The organism is Arenicella xantha, from assembly GCF_003315245.1.
Lineage (GTDB): Bacteria > Pseudomonadota > Gammaproteobacteria > Arenicellales > Arenicellaceae > Arenicella > Arenicella xantha.
The window spans coordinates 46,016-63,230 of sequence record NZ_QNRT01000010.1; the positions used below are offsets into that span (position 1 = coordinate 46,016).

Genomic DNA, 17,215 nt, shown 5'->3' on the forward strand with positions numbered 1-17,215 from the left:
GCTTAAAATTTCATAAATTCCAGCAGCCGTTTTCTAGCTGCCTCAACCTCTTCAATACTCTTTAAATCTCGTGCAACGTCAGCGCGCTCGCCCTGGCGACCATGCGCCACAAGGGTATAATATTGTGTGGTCTTGTTACCGCTAGTCGAGCTATGACTTTTCCTCTCAACCAACTCCTCAAACGAGTAGGACGGCACAAATTTTGGCTTCAATGAGATTCCAAACAGCGTCCGATTTGAGGTGATTCCTTCTGGCCCAATTCGAACTATTAAACCGCTACCAAACCAAGCCAAACCCGCCAACCCGACAATGCCACCTATTAGCGGGAACACGATATTAAATACCAATTCAGGTATCAGCAAGCCAATCACCACAAATACCAATCCGATAGCCCCCATAACTAGACCGGCCCAATGCGTATAAGCTGGATAGCTCAGCTGGTGCCCACCATTAACAGGAACTAAATCGAGCACGGTCTTAATCCGCTGATCGAGCGCCACCAATGACGCTGTTGAAGTTGCTTGGTGTGCTTCTGGATCGCGAATCGAAGACTTCTCACCAGTGCGAAACACCGGTAAATCAACGTATTCGCGACTTATCTCCTGACCGTCTGCCAGCGTTGCCTCAAATTGTAGCCGCCATGCGATACCTGGAATTTTGCCCGGCGCTTCTGAAATCGGTAGATCCGCCTCATCGTCTAAGTCGAAACAAAAACTGGCTTGCAGTCCAGAGCCCGTACTCTGCCACGCCGGAATCATTCTCCGTTGCCAGATCATAGTTTGCTGCGTGTGCTTACCGCTACGATATCTACGTACACATTGTAGAATCACCGCCGATTGCTGTGGACGCCCCATTGATGAATTACTTAGCACGATATGGCCACCCGTTTGACCTCCTATGGACCCAGGAAAGGGGTCCATAGTGAGTGGCATAGGTCCAGTTCGCTGATAACTGCGGTGCATGCGGTACCACAAATATACCAACAACACGCCGACCGCCGGGAAAGCTAGGAAAATCAGCGCTAAATAGTCACCGTCACTGATTGCCTTAATCGACATGACCAATGCGAACGAGGATATGGCGTTCCACATCACAGCAAAAGCCAACATCGCTCGGGCACCCAGCTTGCTATTAGAGATTCGGCTCGGCTGATTCCACTCTTTATACTGCTGCCAAGGCTGCTCAATAGATGCACCCTGAATCGGCTCCCGGCTACGCCAGTTCATAAGTGTATACACTAAGCCACCAACGCCGACCCCACCAAACATCACCAGAAACGCACTCGCAAACATCAACATAGACCATCGCAAAGCACGGTCAATTACTGCTTCAGAAGGCTGATCGGGGTTTACCCAGACAGTAAAACTACCGCCCTGATTACTAATTTGCGCCAGTCGTTCCGCCATATCCTGTTGATAAGACCCAATATTATCGTAGCCAGTGCTCCAATGAACTCGGTCCGAATGATAGGTTTGACCATTAAACAGGTAGGAATACTCTGCCCGCGCTTGATAAGTGGTACTGTCCTCACCCCGTTGCTGCGCAAGCGAATGCGAAGACAACACCGCCGGTGTTTCAACCCAAGATTTCGCCGCCATTGACTGCGAAATCATCGACACACCCTGAATTAAGAAGATGCCGATTCCAGCTGCTGCGAAAATGCCGAAAAACAATACTCCCAACCAGTTTCCCTTCATATCTAATTAACTCCGTCGCGCTTGTTGGATGATACTTATTTAAGGGCCAATGAGTATCCTGCATGTTTAGCTAAACCAAACAATCTCCGGACTAAGCGCTGCACCCTCAACTTTGCTATTCTAGTAGCATAATATCACCGACCCTAACCTTGCGGCCATGCTGTGTTAAACCTGACTTTTGACAATCGTTTCGTTACCGAATTACCCGCCGACCCACGCGACGACAATCAACGTCGGCAAGTGCATAAGGCGTGCTATTCATTGGTGAAGCCAACACCAGTTGCCGCACCAACATTGCTGTCGCACGCGAGTGAAGTCGCCGATCTATTAGGGCTCAGCGAAGCTGATTGCAACCGTGACGATTTCTTGCAAATGGTCGCAGGCAATCGCTTGTTATCAGGAATGCAGCCTTATGCGATGTGTTACGGCGGCCACCAGTTTGGTAATTGGGCAGGGCAGCTAGGAGACGGTCGAGCTATCAATTTGGGCGAAGTACTCGGCAAGCAAGGTCAACGTTGGACACTACAACTCAAAGGCGCTGGCGCAACCCCTTATTCGCGCACCGCCGACGGCTTAGCGGTACTGCGATCATCAATTCGTGAGTACCTATGTAGCGAGGCAATGCATCACTTAGGCGTACCGACCACACGCGCGCTGAGCTTAGTCACAACCGGCGAGCAAGTCATGCGCGACATGTTATACGACGGCAACGCAGCGTATGAGCCCGGCGCAATTGTGTGTCGTGTCAGCCCAAGCTTTGTGCGCTTCGGTAATTTCCAGTTATTAGCAGCTCGCAACGAACATGCTGAACTACGCCAGCTAACCGACTTCGTAATTCATCACCATTTTAACCATCTTGAATCGCAATATGCAGTCGGCTCAGGCCAAATCGTCGCCGCATTCTTTGATGAGGTCTGCCAACTAACAGCTCATATGATCGTTGAGTGGATGCGTGTGGGATTTGTACACGGCGTGATGAATACCGACAACATGTCAATTCTAGGACTCACTATCGACTACGGCCCCTATGGTTGGTTGGAAGACTATGACCCTGAATGGACTCCCAATACTACCGACGCCCAACATCGTCGCTACCGCTTTGGACAGCAAGCGAATGTGGCCTTATGGAATTGTTATCAGTTGGCCAACGCGCTGTTCCCCTTAGTAAATGACACGGCGCCACTCGAGGCCTCACTCGAGTCGTTCCAACAATCCTACCAAACCCAATGGCTGGCAATGATGGCCGCCAAACTCGGTTTACTCGAATTTAAAAGCGGCGACGAGATATTATTTGATGAACTAGAGCAAGTCTTGACGATGGTCGAAACTGACATGACCTTGTTCTACCGATGCCTCGCGCAAGAACAACTCAATGTTGAATCATTCCGCCCGGCATTCTATACAAACGAACTCAGTGACGAATACCGTGAAACGCTAACGACGTGGCTAGCTAAATACCAAGTGCGTTTAGCGCAAGATGAGCGAAGCCATACTGATCGGGCAACCGCGATGAATGCGGTTAACCCTAAATTTGTGTTTCGTAACTATCTGGCGCAACAAGCCATTGATTTAGCCGAAGCTGGCGACCCCAGTCGGATAAATGAATTGCTTGATGTGCTTCGTAAGCCGTATGATCAACAAGCTGAACGCTCTGCCTTTGCCGCGCAACGCCCCGATTGGGCTAAGACCAAAGTGGGCTGTTCAATGTTATCCTGTAGTAGTTAGTTAACCCCTTCAAACAGACCCAGCCATGACCACCGAAAAATTAGTCATTACCGTTTTTGCCAAAGACCGCCCAGGCATAATCCGTTCCATCTCGAGCACGGTTCTCAACAATGAAGGTAATTGGCTCGAGAGTAGCTTGTCGCGTCTATGCGGTCAATTTACTGGCATTGTCCATATTCAGGTTAACGCGCAAGATAAAGAGCAGTTACTTACGGCACTGTCGAGCCTTGCAAATGAAGGTATTTCCGTCACGGTACAAAACAGTGACGGTGTAGAGCCTGATGAAGGCTTAGTCGACAGCATACAAATTCTGGTAGAAGCCAATGACCGACCAGGCATCGTTAAAGAGATTTCAGACGCACTAGCCGACGCTGATGTGAATGTCGACAATATCGACACTGAGTGTGAAAGTGCATCGATGGCGGGCTATCCATTATTTCGCGCACATATGTTTCTGGCCCTCCCCGAAGGCTTTACAGAACAACAACTCGAAGAAATTTTAGAAGACGTGTCAGACGATTTAATGGTCTCTATTCTGGACGAATAACAATTACTTACATCTGCGACTAACCGGTTTCGGATTCTTGCTGTTTAAAAGAAATCTTGCGGATCAATATCTAAACTCCACCGCACGGCATTGGCTCGCTTTTTTGCTTCAGTGTCGTGTGCCAAGAAATCTAGCCAAGTCGCCAAGGTGGCATTTAACCCAGAACGTTGCTCAGCAGTAATCAGCAACTGCGCCCGATACCGTCCGGCTCTACGTTCCATTGGCGCCGGAATCGCATCAAACACCATCACGCCAGCACAGGGCTGCAGATCCTGTTTGGCTTTTCGTAAGAATTGCAACGCTTGCGCCTGATGTGGTGATTCGGCACGCAACAATGCAAAGTAACCAAACGGCGGAAACCCAGCGGCTTCTCTCTCCGCCAACAGCTGACCCGCAAAAGCGCTAAAGTCGTGCTGACGAATAGTCTCAAAAATAGGGTGCTCAGTGAACCTTGTTTGAATCAGCACTTGTCCAACTTGCTCACGTCGACCCGCTCTGCCTGCCACTTGCAGCAACTGTTGAAATAGGTTTTCAGTGGCGCGAAAATCAGTGCTATAAAGACTTTGATCCACTTCCAACACGCCAACCAGAGCAATATCAGGAAAGTCATGCCCTTTAGTAATGAGCTGAGTTCCGACAATGATATCCACCTCACCAGCTCGTGCTAGCTCAAGCATCTCAGCTAACTCACCTTTACGCCGTGTACTATCGCGATCAATTCGTAGCAAGCGGGCTTCCGGAAAGCGTAACGCCAGCGCATCTTCGACCCGCTGCGTTCCATCGCCAACATCAACCAGCTCCTTTGCTCCACAATGACCGCAAAGCTCTGGTATTCGACCTTCGTAGCCGCAGTGGTGACAACGCATTTTGTAAGCACGGCGATGTAGGGTTAAATAGGAATCGCAGCGATGGCATTTACATGCCTGTTTACAGCTACTACAAAACAACACCGGTGCATAACCGCGACGATTCAAAAATAACATCACCTGCTTTTTGGCTGCCAAGGTTATTTTAATAGCCTCAAGCATGGCTGGACTCAAGCCATCATTGCTCGGCTGATGCGCGAGGTCCACTAGCTGAATCTTAGGCAGCTCAGCGGAAGTAGCTCGGTGCCCCAAGGTATGCAGCTGATAACGGCCAGATAGCGCATTGGCATAACTCTCCAAAGACGGCGTAGCCGAACCCAACACAATTGGAATACCATGTGTCTTTGCGCGGTAGATTGCCATGTCCCGCGCGTGATACCTAACCCCATCTTGCTGCTTGAACGAATTATCGTGCTCTTCATCCACCACGATTAAACCAAGGTTAGCGAATGGGCTAAACATAGCGGATCGCGTACCGATGATGATTTTGGCTTCGCCAGTTCGAGCATGCCACCAAGCAAGATGACGCTCACGATCATTTAGATTGGAATGCATCGTCACCACCGGCACTTGGAATCGGCGCTCAACTCGCTCAATCAACTGCGGTGTTAAACCAATTTCAGGCACCATCAACAGCGTTTGTTGCTGTTGATCCAACGCCGCTTGAATGGCTGCAAAGTAGACTTCGGTTTTACCGCTGCCGGTAACACCGTGCAATAAGTGACAAGCAAACTCTCGTGCTGCAACTGCAGTAACAAACGATTTCGCTGCCGCGGCTTGCTCCGGGTTGAGCTGCAACTCTGCCGCCGGCTCTACACGACTGACCACCAATCGAGGTTGCGCCGCGTATTCCTCAACCCAGCCTTTAGAAACAAGGGCGCTGATTGCTTGACGCCAACTTGCCGACTCATCTTTGAAGTCACTGGGGCTCAAACTAGTGTGTCGCATAAAACGTTTAACAATAGCAAGCTGGAGTGGCGCGCGATTTAACTCCTCTATCGCTGAGCTACGACCATGATCAGTGAGCGACCAGGTTTTTATGCTGGTTGGCGACAAGGCTTCTCCCTGACGCAGTAACACCGGTTGTGCAAGCGCCAAAACCTCGCCGATGGGGGCTAAATAATAACGAGCTAGCCACTCTAAAGTAGACCACAGCGGCTCATCGAATACCGCTTCAGTATCGAGCACTTCGAGGGCGGTTTTTAAACGCGCGATTGGGTACTCAGAATCCTGTTTAACCGCCACAATAATACCGATCAACGTGCGTGAGCCAAACGGCACTTTTATCCGAGCTCCGCGTTGTGGCTGAATACCCGTTTGCGGTGCCAAAAAGTCGAAGGTTTGGCGCAGAGGTACAGGCACAGCGACGCAAATAATGGCGCTAGATTTATCGGTATTTTGTAGCAAAGTCATATTTTATGCGGGTCCTCACCTCGGTTCTGAACACAGCCCTCAGTGTCAACTAAATTATGCCAAAAACTTACCCACAGAGCCTGTGGATAACTCTGTTAGTAAAAGCGGACTCTGCACCGTAACAGTCCGTAAACAATAGCTTTCAGAAAACTGCTTAAATATTATGCAATTTATTTTATCCTTATAAATCAATGACATAGAAACCTAGAATTATTACGTTGAAATGACAGAATAAATTTTGACACAAATCTCTTGACTTAAAAATATTGTGTATAAGTACTTTTAGGGCGACCAAACCGCGACTCGGGAGTTCCTAATTTTTTCAATAAGTTAGCGCCTACTATTGTAACTTCTGGTGAACTATAACCAGTTAACTATGCAAGTCGCACAATCTGCACACCTGAAGTATACGACAAGCCATCCTAAGCACTTGAGGCATGTTCACACACAAGTGAACAACAATACGATATTGGCCGCGTTTATGGCGATTCAATCAAGCGAATACCCGGCTACTTGATACACAATTTTTGAGCTACACTGTAAGCGTCAACAACGAGAAATTTTTGTACGCCAAATGGGTAAAAAATTCACCGCAAAATCCGCCGATAAATACGTGTTATACCAGCTTGCCGTGCAATCGGCTGAGCAAGACGTAGATTTTCTAGTCGACACCTATAAAGAGCTGCGCGGCAAAAAACCAAAACACCTTCGTGAAGACTTCTGTGGCACCTGTCTTATGTCCGGTTACTGGGCGAGCCTAGGTAAACATTACACGACTGAGTCTTACGATATCGACCCTGAACCACTTGCATGGGGCTTAGAGCATAACTTAAAACCGTTAGGTGCGGCTGGCCAACGTGTCACCCAATACCTCGAAGACGCTCGCAATCCAAGCCGCCGCGCTCCCGATGTACGTTGCGCGCAAAATTTTTCATATTGGGTATTTAAAACCCGCAAAGAAATGCTCGACTACTTTACCGGTGTCTACCAAGATTTAGCCGATGACGGCATTTTCGTGTGTGACTTGCATGGTGGCCCAGAGAGCATTCAGGAACTCGAAGAAGAAACCGAGGTCGATGACGGCAGCTTCACCTACGTGTGGGACCAAGACAGCATAAACCCGATTACTGGCGAAGCACGTCTGCACATCCATTTTAGATTTCCAGACGGCACGGAGATGACCGACGCCTTCACCTACGATTGGCGCTTGTGGGGCCTTCCAGAGTTACGAGAAATTCTGATCGATGCAGGTTTCAAGACCGCAGACTGTTATTGGGAAGGCACCGATGAAGACGGCGAAAGTGGTGATGGGATTTTCACCAAAACTGAAGAAGGCGAAGCCTGCCTGTCTTACGTGGCGTACTTAGTGGCAACGAAATAATAGTGGCAAGCAAATTGTACTTATGCCAGAGGAGCAAGTGATGCTAATTCGACTTATCGTATTCGCCGTTATTATCGGCTTGATCTTAGCCGCTAGAAAATCTAAACCAGCTCACAATAAAGCCGGCACCAACTTTAATGGCGATATTCGTCAAGCCGCGCAAGAGCCAGCACAAATACAGGTAGCAACCTACAACATACAAACCGGTAAAAGCTTGCAGGGTAAACGTGACTTGTTAGCCAGTGCCAAAGTGCTTAGCCAAGCCGACTTAGTTGGTGTGCAAGAAGTGTATGCGCCGAGCTTGATGAATTTGATCGGCTCAGGATTCGCGCAAACACCTCGAATCGCCAACTATGGTGGATTCGCATGGCTGTTCAGCGCCACACGACGACGTTGGTTACGCGAGCATCGCGGCAACGCAATTCTGAGCAAACTACCAACATCTAATTGGCAGGTAGTCATGCTGCCCGATCAGTCCAACAAAAGCTTTCGTAATATGACCATTGTCGAGGTAGCTTGGCAGGGTCAAACATTTACCTTTATCAACACACATTTGCATACTCGGAATGGCCGCGAACAACAAATGAAGGTCGTACTACAAGAATTCGCTAAACATCCACGTGCAATATTGGTTGGCGATTTCAATAGCCCTGCCACACTTGAGACCTTGGCCAATGCGCTCAAAGACATCGATATCACCGATGCAATTGCCATGGCCAATTTAGACACCAGTAATCCGCAACGAATAGACTGGATACTCACCAAAGGCTTTAAAGTTGAAGGTGGCGAAATGCTCGAAAAAGGCGTGTCTGATCACCCGTATTATCAGGTGTCACTGACCTATAAGTGAAATAAAGCCCACATTTGAGGTAAACGTAACAGGCGTTTACATTTGCATATTGACGACGCTAATTGCATACCGCACCATAAGACTCCGTGTTACCCCACACACTAACTGCTAACCGAACGGCCCCAAATTAAGGCGACAGTCTCGGACATACGGAGAATAAAAATGTTTAAAGAGTTTAAAGAATTTGCCATGAAGGGCAACTTTGTTGATATGGCTGTCGGTATTGTTATTGGCGCGGCCTTCAGCACTATTGTTAAGTCGTTTGTAGACGACATCATTATGCCAGTAGTTGGCTACTTTACCGGCGGAGTCGATTTCAGCAATCTGTTTATGGTAATCGACAGCCCAACTGAAGGCGCGACTTACCTTACCTTAGAAGCGGCCGCAGAGGCTGGTGCAGTCACTATTAATTACGGCATTTTCATTAACGCTATGGTGACGTTTTTGATCGTAGCATTTGCGCTGTTCATGGTAATCAAAGGTATCAACAAAGCAAAAGCATCATTGGAAGAAGAAGAAAAGGCTGCACCTGCTGAGCCATCAGCTGAAGTGAAGTTATTAACCGAAATTCGCGACAGCCTAGCCAAATAAGCAGAACCCTTTGCTAAGCTAAGTAATTGTTACTTAGCTTAGCAAGTCTGAATTGTCGGCCGGCAATTCACTGCAGCATAATCGGCCGCCCACAATACCATCCGAACTAATTCTGGCGTCGATTCGACAAGGCATCGTGCCGCATCAATGCGCCAATTTGATTCGTTTCAATAAACGAAATACCACGGTTCGCCATCGCAATAGCTGAAGCCACGTCATCTAAGTTATACACCGCCCACTGCCAGCTACCAGGCCATATTTCAGCATCATTTTGCGGTAAAATATCTTTGTCACAAAATACAAAGTCGGGTTTAAGCTCACCAAGTAATTGCTTATTCCGATCATTCCATGCGGGCAATACCCAACCGGTTCTTAACGACGAAATGTTGCGCGTATAGTTCAACACCTCTGGATTAAACGAAATAATCACACACTGTGACTCAATGTTGGCGCGGATTATTTGTTTATCCACTTCATCCATGAAGAGCGGAACCCCGACACGATCGATCGATTCCTGTTTGATTTCGATAAAAGTTGTTACATCAGGATGCTTCGCCATCCACTTGCTGTACTTCTTGAAAGTGGTAAAGCAATTATCATCAAATTCGCTATCAAATCGTGCAGCATACGCCGCGTGCATCGCTTTGATTTGTTTTAACTTGGTTTCACGCACATCCAAATCGACACCAGCCATTCTAAGTAAGCTGGCATCATGGTGGAGTATCGGCACGTGATCCGAAGTCATCTGAAGATCAAGCTCCATGTAGCGCGCCCCATGTTCATAGGCCGCCTCATACGCAAGCAAAGTATTCTCCGGATACCGCCCAGAGTACCCTCGATGTGCCACCAGCACCGGTGCTGGCCCCGTTAATTCTACATCAGCATTCATACAAGCTAATCAGTCCTGCCCCAAGGTCCATCATGTTATGCTCACCTTATCATTAACCGTCCATGCGCTGCTAGCCTTTTGCGCCCCACCTATCACGTGACAAAGTCCCCTGACCAAGCATTTGCCAACCTGTCGCCAGACGAAGTGTTGAACAGTATTGAGCAATTCGGCTTACGGTGTGACGGCCGCATGCTCGCGCTAAATAGCTATGAAAATCGAGTCTACCGCGTAGGCCTCGACGACGGCAGCAGCAAGGTCGCTAAGTTTTATCGGCCAGCACGCTGGACTGACGAAGCAATCTTAGAAGAGCATGCATTTACGCAAACTTTGGCGGAGCTAGAAATACCGGTAGTCGCGCCAATTGTAGTAGACGGCCACACCTTACTTAAAACTGATAAATTTCGAATTGCCTTATTTGAGAACCGTGGAGGTCGCGCACCCGATTTAGAAGACTTTGACCAGCTCGAACAAATGGGCCGCTTCATGGGTCGCATTCATCGCGTCAGTCAAACCTCTAACTTTGAGCATCGACCAACCCTTGATATTGATTCATTCGGCCATCAACCTCGAGCGTTCATTCTAGACAATAATTTTGTGCCACCGGAATTAGTCGAGGCCTACGCGTCGCTGACTGAGCAATTACTCAAAGAAGCCGCACAGTGCTATACCCGCGCTGGCGATACCACACTTATCCGTTGCCACGGTGATTGTCATCCAAGCAATATATTATGGACCGATAACGGGCCGCATATTGTGGATTTTGATGATGCGCGTATGGCACCCGCAGTCCAGGACTTGTGGATGTTTCTAGCTGGTGACCGGCCTGATCGAACCGCTGGTTTAGACGCAGTATTAACCGGTTACACGGAGTTTTGCGACTTTGACGCGCGCGAATTACACTTGATCGAGGCATTACGCACACTGCGATTAATTCACTATTATGGCTGGTTGGCTAAGCGCTGGGACGACCCAGCATTCAAAATGGCCTTCCCGTGGTTCAATACTCAACGCAGTTGGGAAGATCATATTTTAAGCCTCCGTGAACAGGCCGCGTTATTGCACGAAGAACCGCTATCTTGGTTTGGATAATCGAGGCCTTCGGCCAATTTCTATTAGCGCTGAGATATCACTAACCGTCATAAATAGTTATCACTAACCGTCATAAACACCTGTAAAGGCGGAAACACCGGCTGAGTCGGCAACCGATATGCACGCCCTAAACGGTCATACACTGCTCCAGAGTTCGGATCCACAAAGCCACCGAACCAAGGCAGCTGATTTGGTAACTGCGGCGGCACCTTAGCACTGAACATAATCTCAATTCCGGCACGTTCAGTTTTGACCGATACCGCGCACACCACCACGGTGGCACCACAGCCGCTCATTGGGTCGTGAACAAATGCCGATAACTCGAGCGCCTGTGATCGTTGCGATGCACTCAGCCGAGTAGCCCAAACTCGCTCGTTCCCAAGCCTACGCAATGCGGTTTCCCCGATCTGCACATTATCAAACGCGGTTGCCGGATTAGTAACTCTCGGGGGGCCAGATAAGCTTCGAAACAAAATAAACAAAAACGCCAACGCGAGTAGCGCAAACATAATCTTCACGACTCGCAGCAAACCCTCTCGAGCCATTATTTCATCGCCTTCACGGAGATTATTTCAGCTTGCCAGCTAAGTCCTTCCAGACTTGAGTTAAGACCTTTAAAGTCTAGGTTTTGAACAACCTCGCCAGTCGTCTCAGGAGCGAGACTAAATAACACATCGCGCTCCAACCGCATAAGCTGCTTACACTCCGCGCCTGACTCGCACTGCGACACAGTCACAGCATAGCCAACACGGTTGAGCGTAGCACTGGCGTGGGTATTCTCAAGACATATCGCAATATCGTAGTTACTACGATAGGTATGCTGGGCGGTAATACCACACACAAGCAACTCCGAAGGCGAGATTAAGCCGACCTTAGCACTCCGAGTAGCACCATCATACCAAGCGCCGGCAGCAGCCAATATTAGGGTGATCACCGTCAGTATAATTTTGTGTTTCTTGGTCAAATTCGACAAGAACAACACCCAAATTAGAAACAAGACCAACAGTACAATAACAACTCTAATCATCCGTTCCTCGGCATGTTGACAATAGTAAAAGATTTCAAGACAGTAAATTCACTGGCATGATAGCACCTCATGTCATAACATCGTCAAAGACACACAGATCATATCGCAATGACAAGCTCGGTTCGCCCATCAGATACACCGCTACTCATCGCAAAAACTCTCTCAGGATTGATAAAGCCAACCAAATGACCATCGAAAAACTTACCCACAAATCGATCTTAAAGGCGATGTTCAAGGATCAAATGATCTCGGTTGCGGAAGCAAAGCGAATTGACGTCAATTTAGCAGGGTCCATCAACGACCCGATCCACCCCCTTACCGGGATCGCTAAAAGTTTACCCGAGCATCAACAGTTGGGCATCAAGATTACTCTGGAATATCTGTGCGAATGGTTTGCTAAACAAGTCGATGTGCCGTACTTCGTGATCGACCCGTTGAAAATCGACATCGGCGCAGTCACACAAGTAGTCGCGCCCCAATACGCCAAAAAACATGGCATTTTGGCTGTAAGTTCAACACCAGAGTTTGTTACCTTGGCGGTCAAAAACCCGTTGGACTTATCTTGGCGAGATGATCTTGAGAATATTCTTAGACGAGAAGTTCGTGTGGTGTTCGCCAACCCAAACGATGTTGAACGCTATATCTCTGAGTTTTATACGCTGGCCAAGTCAATTAGCCAGTCGACAATTTCAGACGAGCGAGCCGGCGTCAGTATTCAGCAAAATCTCGAGCAATTAGTTGACCTCGGGCGACGCGGCCAACTCGATGCGGAAGACCACCACATAGTTCAACTCGTAGACTGGTTATTGCAGTATGCATTTGAACAGCGTGCTAGTGATATTCATCTAGAACCACGCAAGACAATGGGCGAAATCCGCTTCCGAATAGACGGTATCTTGCATCATGCTTATCAGGTTCCGCCGAATGTCTTATTAGCCATTATTGGCCGCTTAAAAACCTTAGGTCGAATGGATATCGCGGAAAAAAGACGACCTCTCGATGGTCGCTTAAAAACCCGCACACCCGACGAAAAGGAAATCGAACTTCGATTGTCGACCATTCCCACCGCCATGGGCGAGAAGCTGGTCATGCGAATCTTCGACCCAGAGGTATTGCAACGTAGTTTCACGCAACTCGGCTTGAATGACACTGAGCTTGCAACTTGGCATCAATTAACCGCACACACTAACGGTATTATCTTAGTCACCGGCCCCACCGGTTCGGGCAAAACGACCACGCTTTACTCGACCCTAAAGAACCTAGCGACCAGCGAGGTAAATGTTTGTACCATCGAAGATCCAATTGAAATGGTCGAGCCAGCATTTAACCAAATTCAAGTACATTCGGCGATTGATTTAGATTTCGCTGCCGGCGTAAAAGCGTTGCTACGGCAAGATCCCGACATCATTATGATTGGCGAGATCCGCGATTTAAAAACTGCAGAAATGGCAATTCAAGCCGCCTTGACCGGCCATTTAGTACTTTCCACTTTGCACACCAATGATTCACCATCGGCAATTACACGAATGCTCGAACTTGGCGTGCCGGCGTATCTGATCAACGCCACCGTGCTCGGAGTCTTAGCGCAGCGACTAGTGCGTACCTTGTGTCCTAATTGTAAAGAACCCGACACCGTTGACCCCACAGTTTGGCAAAGCTTCACCAAGGGAATTGATGTTGACCTCGAAACACCATGCAAACCAGTCGGCTGTATCGAATGCCGACAAACAGGATTTTTGGGCCGAGTAGGGCTTTATGAAATGCTTGAGATGAGTAACTCACTCAAATCCAAGGTAAAACCAGATGCTGATTTAGAAATCTTACGCCAGCAAACTAAGGACGATGGCCTGCGCACCTTACGTTACAGCGGCGCTAAAAAGGTTGCTGAAGGTTTCACAACTATTGAAGAGGTACTGCGCGTTACGCCGTTTGTGGCGTAATGTTTCGCTATGCACGATTTAGGGCGACCCAGCAAACATAGCCGAGGTTTTGAACGGTCAAGCTTACGGCACAGTTCTGGACGCAGCTTGTTTGGACGCAAACGCCGTGGCTTATCGAGCACTAAGAAAAAGCGCAGTTGGTTTTGGCGCTGGACCTGGCGCCTAGTTCTTTTCATCTGCTTTATCTCAGCGTTACCGATGGTTTTGCTGCGCTTTTATGACCCACCTACCAGTAGTTTTATTGAGTTGAATAAACGCAATCACAATAAAAACATAAAGCACGAATGGGTTAACTTTGAACAGGTGTCAGAGTATTTCCCAAATGCCGTGATTGCGTCTGAAGACCAACAGTTTCCGAGCCATCATGGATTCGACTTAACTCAGATCAAAGAAGTGTTAGAGAACCGTAAAAATGGTATATCTCGCGGTGCCAGCACCATTACTCAGCAGACCGTAAAGAATTTATTCCTATGGCCCGGACGCAGCTATTTGCGCAAGGGATTAGAAGCGTGGTTAGTCGCTTGGATGGAATTGATCATACCGAAAAAACGTATTTTGGAGCTTTACATTAATTTCGCTCAATTTGGTAAATCAGTATTCGGTGTGGGCGCGGCCAGCCAATACTATTTTGGCATTCCAGCACACCAACTCAGTGCCGAGCAGTCGGCCTTAATTGCCGCTAGCCTACCGACTCCATCGCGCTCCAATCCAGCCAAACCGTCGGCCTATTTAACTAAGCGAGCCGCGTATATAATGGACCAAATGCCACGTGTCGGTGGCCGTCGTATGATCCGCGAACTCTAGTTTTTACTTGCGCGGTTAACCGTGAGAAACTTCCCCAGATGAACAGACAATACCCAACCTCCAGACTGCGCCGTGCGCGCAGTGCTAATTTTGCACGGCGCTTGGTACGTGAAACAACGCTCAATGCAGACGACCTAATATTGCCAGTGTTTGTTATTGAGGGCGAGAATCGTACTGAATCGATCGACTCCATGCCCGGCGTGCAACGAATGAGTATCGACTTGTTGGTCAACAAAGCTCAGCGACTGGTAGAATTAGGCATTCCGGCCATTGCGTTATTTCCAGTGGTTGGTGAAAACAAAAAGTCGCTAAGCGCCGATGAGGCCTACAACCCTGACGGTTTAGCACAACGCGCCGTTCGCGCAATTAAAGCCGCCACACCAGAACTCGGTGTAATCACCGACGTCGCGCTCGACCCGTTCACAAGCCACGGTCAAGACGGTTTGCTAAACGAGCAGGGCTATGTCATGAATGACGAGACCGTCGAGGTATTAGTTAAACAGGCACTGTCCCATGCCGAGGCTGGCGCTGATATTGTGGCACCTTCTGACATGATGGACGGGCGCATTGCGCAGATACGAGCTGGTCTCGAAATTGAAGGCTATGTAAATACCCAGATCTTGGCCTATTCAGCAAAATACGCATCGGCTTTTTACGGTCCGTTTCGCGATGCCGTGGGTTCTGCCAGCAACCTTGCCGGCGCCGATAAATATACCTACCAAATGGACCCTGCTAATGGCGACGAGTCATTGCATGAGGTTCGCTTGGATATTGACGAAGGCGCCGACTACGTGATGGTTAAGCCGGGCATGCCGTACCTCGATATAGTTCGACGTGTAAAGGAAACCTTTCAAATGCCGACCTTTGTGTACCAAGTCAGTGGCGAATACGCCATGTTGAAGGCCGCTGCACAAAATGGTTGGTTAAATGAACAAGACTCCGTATTGGAAGCACTAATGAGCATAAAACGCGCCGGAGCTAACGCAATTCTCACTTACTATGCGGAAGATGTCGCCAACTGGTTATCAACGAAATAGAGAACATTCGATATGAGTTTTGAATACTTACACAGCATGCTGCGCGTGGAAAACCTCGACACCGCGCTCGATTTCTTTTGCAACAAACTAGGGTTAATCGAAACCAGCCGACAGGACAATAAGGTAGGGCAGTACACCTTAGTATTTCTAGCTGCCCCACATGACTTAGCTCGCGCCAAAGAGCATCAAGCACCGTTGGTCGAACTCACTTACAACTGGGGCGAAAACCAATACGACAGTGGCCGAAACTTCGGTCATTTAGCGTATCGCGTTGACGACATATACGCTCACTGCCAAAAGTTGATGGATGCCGGCGTAGTAATCAACCGACCACCACGCGACGGTTATATGGCGTTTATTCGCACACCGGACGGCATCTCGATTGAACTACTGCAAAAAGGTGACGCCTTGGCACCGCAAGAACCGTGGGCCTCGATGGAAAATACTGGAGCGTGGTAATTGAGCGAGAGCAACTTAGGTTCATACCTGGCAGCTAACCTTGTAAAAACCTTAGGCTTTAAAAATCGTTGAATCGACCCTATATTAGGTTGTATACCAGCAAACATGAGGATGCTTAATGCTGATTTCAAATATGGAAGTCATACCAGATCGACGCGTAGTCAAGCACCTAGGATTAGTGCAAGGCAGCACAGTGCGCGCGAAGCACGTTGGGCGTGACATTATGGCCGGATTCAAGAATATCTTGGGCGGCGAATTGGTCGGCTACACTGAGCTGATGAGTGAAGCACGTGATGAAGCCAAACAACGCATGATCGCGCAAGCTGAGAGCATTGGCGCAAATGCCGTATTAAATGTACGTTTCGCTACCGCATCGGTGGCACAAGGCGCGGCTGAACTATTCGCCTACGGCACCGCAGTGGTACTCGACGGCGTCGACGGTTAAGCCCTCGCATGATTGAATTTGTTATCTTTCTCAGCCTGATCCTCTTAGGTTTCGGTTTTGGTAGCTATCGGGAGAAACAACACTACCGGTCAATCATTGAGCGCGAGGCACAGTACCGCGATATTTTGGTGTTCGAGTCGAGCTACCCCAAAGAGCAAACCGATGGGCACGGTGGTCAGTTGGTGCAAGGCAGCGTGGTGATCTCGGCCGACTACTTTAAAACCTTCGTAGCCGGACTACGCAAGCTGATCGGCGGCCGGCTCCGTAGCTACGAGAGCTTGCTTGACCGCGGCCGACGCGAAGCAGTTCTCAGAATGAAGCACGAGGCGCATCAAGCTGGCGCCAACCATGTGTTTAACGTCCGTTTTGAAACATCGTCGATTTCCAAAGGCGAGAGCGGCACACTTAGTTCTGTCGAAGTATTGGTGTATGGCAGTGCGGTAAAGCGATAGCTC

Annotated in this window: 17 protein-coding genes; 12 read left to right on the forward strand and 5 right to left on the reverse strand. The window is 48.7% G+C overall.

Annotation, left to right across the window (positions count from 1 at the left end; all coding sequences use genetic code 11):
- Positions 1 to 2: 2 nt before the first annotated feature.
- Positions 3 to 1,697, reverse strand: a complete 1,695-nt coding sequence (locus tag DFR28_RS18905) for a DUF3592 domain-containing protein (protein WP_113955970.1) — start codon at positions 1,695 to 1,697, stop codon at positions 3 to 5.
- Positions 1,698 to 1,859: 162 nt separating this feature from the next.
- Here DFR28_RS18905 and DFR28_RS18910 point away from each other — a divergent pair, with 162 nt between their 5' ends.
- Together DFR28_RS18910 and DFR28_RS18915 are read left to right on the forward strand one after the other, a co-directional pair.
- On the forward strand, positions 1,860 to 3,422 hold the full coding sequence (locus DFR28_RS18910) for a protein adenylyltransferase SelO (protein WP_113955971.1): 1,563 nt from the start codon (positions 1,860 to 1,862) through the stop codon (positions 3,420 to 3,422).
- 25 nt (positions 3,423 to 3,447) lie between these two features.
- Positions 3,448 to 3,969 (forward strand): glycine cleavage system transcriptional repressor, encoded by a 522-nt coding sequence (locus DFR28_RS18915; RefSeq protein ID WP_113955972.1) that lies wholly within the window; start codon positions 3,448 to 3,450, stop codon positions 3,967 to 3,969.
- Between the two features lie 44 nt (positions 3,970 to 4,013).
- On the opposite strand, the gene DFR28_RS18920 is transcribed toward DFR28_RS18915, so the two are convergent.
- Positions 4,014 to 6,248 carry a primosomal protein N' gene (locus DFR28_RS18920; RefSeq protein ID WP_113955973.1) on the reverse strand — a complete coding sequence of 745 codons (2,235 nt, stop codon included), beginning with the start codon at positions 6,246 to 6,248 and terminating at the stop codon, positions 4,014 to 4,016.
- A gap of 574 nt (positions 6,249 to 6,822) precedes the next feature.
- On the opposite strand from DFR28_RS18920, the gene DFR28_RS18925 reads away from it, so the two are divergent.
- The 3 genes from DFR28_RS18925 (at position 6,823) to mscL (ending at position 9,070) form a co-directional block, all read left to right on the forward strand.
- Positions 6,823 to 7,629 carry a class I SAM-dependent methyltransferase gene (locus tag DFR28_RS18925; RefSeq protein WP_113955974.1) on the forward strand — a complete coding sequence of 269 codons (807 nt, stop codon included), beginning with the start codon at positions 6,823 to 6,825 and terminating at the stop codon, positions 7,627 to 7,629.
- A 40-nt stretch (positions 7,630 to 7,669) separates the two neighbouring features.
- The gene (locus DFR28_RS18930) at positions 7,670 to 8,479 is read left to right on the forward strand and encodes an endonuclease/exonuclease/phosphatase family protein (protein ID WP_170132186.1); all 810 of its coding nucleotides are present in this window, start codon (positions 7,670 to 7,672) and stop codon (positions 8,477 to 8,479) included.
- Positions 8,480 to 8,641: 162 nt separating this feature from the next.
- Positions 8,642 to 9,070: a large conductance mechanosensitive channel protein MscL gene (gene mscL / locus DFR28_RS18935; protein WP_113955976.1), complete on the forward strand. Its 429-nt coding sequence runs from the start codon at positions 8,642 to 8,644 to the stop codon at positions 9,068 to 9,070.
- 106 nt (positions 9,071 to 9,176) lie between these two features.
- Here the strand turns inward: mscL and DFR28_RS18940 are convergent, their stop codons facing one another.
- The gene (locus DFR28_RS18940) at positions 9,177 to 9,959 is read right to left on the reverse strand and encodes a glycerophosphodiester phosphodiesterase family protein (protein ID WP_113955977.1); all 783 of its coding nucleotides are present in this window, start codon (positions 9,957 to 9,959) and stop codon (positions 9,177 to 9,179) included.
- A gap of 96 nt (positions 9,960 to 10,055) precedes the next feature.
- Between DFR28_RS18940 and DFR28_RS18945 the strand changes: the two genes are divergently transcribed.
- On the forward strand, positions 10,056 to 11,048 hold the full coding sequence (locus DFR28_RS18945) for a serine/threonine protein kinase (protein ID WP_113955978.1): 993 nt from the start codon (positions 10,056 to 10,058) through the stop codon (positions 11,046 to 11,048).
- A gap of 47 nt (positions 11,049 to 11,095) precedes the next feature.
- On the opposite strand, the gene DFR28_RS18950 is transcribed toward DFR28_RS18945, so the two are convergent.
- Both DFR28_RS18950 and DFR28_RS18955 read right to left on the reverse strand, forming a co-directional pair.
- Complete coding sequence (locus tag DFR28_RS18950; protein WP_113955979.1) at positions 11,096 to 11,593, reverse strand: hypothetical protein; 498 nt, start codon at positions 11,591 to 11,593, stop codon at positions 11,096 to 11,098.
- Positions 11,593 to 12,075, reverse strand: coding sequence for a hypothetical protein (locus DFR28_RS18955; protein ID WP_113955980.1), 483 nt, complete (start codon positions 12,073 to 12,075; stop codon positions 11,593 to 11,595). Before DFR28_RS18955 ends, DFR28_RS18950 begins: the two co-directional genes overlap by 1 nt.
- A gap of 185 nt (positions 12,076 to 12,260) precedes the next feature.
- Between DFR28_RS18955 and tfpB the strand changes: the two genes are divergently transcribed.
- From tfpB to DFR28_RS18985, 6 genes are all read left to right on the forward strand, one after another.
- A complete protein-coding gene (tfpB, locus tag DFR28_RS18960) occupies positions 12,261 to 14,015 on the forward strand; it encodes a type IV pilus assembly ATPase TfpB (RefSeq protein ID WP_113955981.1) in 1,755 nt (584 codons plus the stop codon).
- A gap of 9 nt (positions 14,016 to 14,024) precedes the next feature.
- Positions 14,025 to 14,819, forward strand: coding sequence for a monofunctional biosynthetic peptidoglycan transglycosylase (gene mtgA, locus DFR28_RS18965; RefSeq protein ID WP_113955982.1), 795 nt, complete (start codon positions 14,025 to 14,027; stop codon positions 14,817 to 14,819).
- Positions 14,820 to 14,857: 38 nt separating this feature from the next.
- Positions 14,858 to 15,856 carry a porphobilinogen synthase gene (gene hemB / locus DFR28_RS18970; protein ID WP_113955983.1) on the forward strand — a complete coding sequence of 333 codons (999 nt, stop codon included), beginning with the start codon at positions 14,858 to 14,860 and terminating at the stop codon, positions 15,854 to 15,856.
- A gap of 12 nt (positions 15,857 to 15,868) precedes the next feature.
- Complete coding sequence (locus DFR28_RS18975) at positions 15,869 to 16,315, forward strand: VOC family protein (protein WP_113955984.1); 447 nt, start codon at positions 15,869 to 15,871, stop codon at positions 16,313 to 16,315.
- Positions 16,316 to 16,433: 118 nt separating this feature from the next.
- A complete protein-coding gene (locus DFR28_RS18980; RefSeq protein WP_113955985.1) occupies positions 16,434 to 16,760 on the forward strand; it encodes a YbjQ family protein in 327 nt (108 codons plus the stop codon).
- Positions 16,761 to 16,768: 8 nt separating this feature from the next.
- Positions 16,769 to 17,212: a YbjQ family protein gene (locus DFR28_RS18985; RefSeq protein ID WP_113955986.1), complete on the forward strand. Its 444-nt coding sequence runs from the start codon at positions 16,769 to 16,771 to the stop codon at positions 17,210 to 17,212.
- Positions 17,213 to 17,215 lie beyond the last annotated feature (3 nt).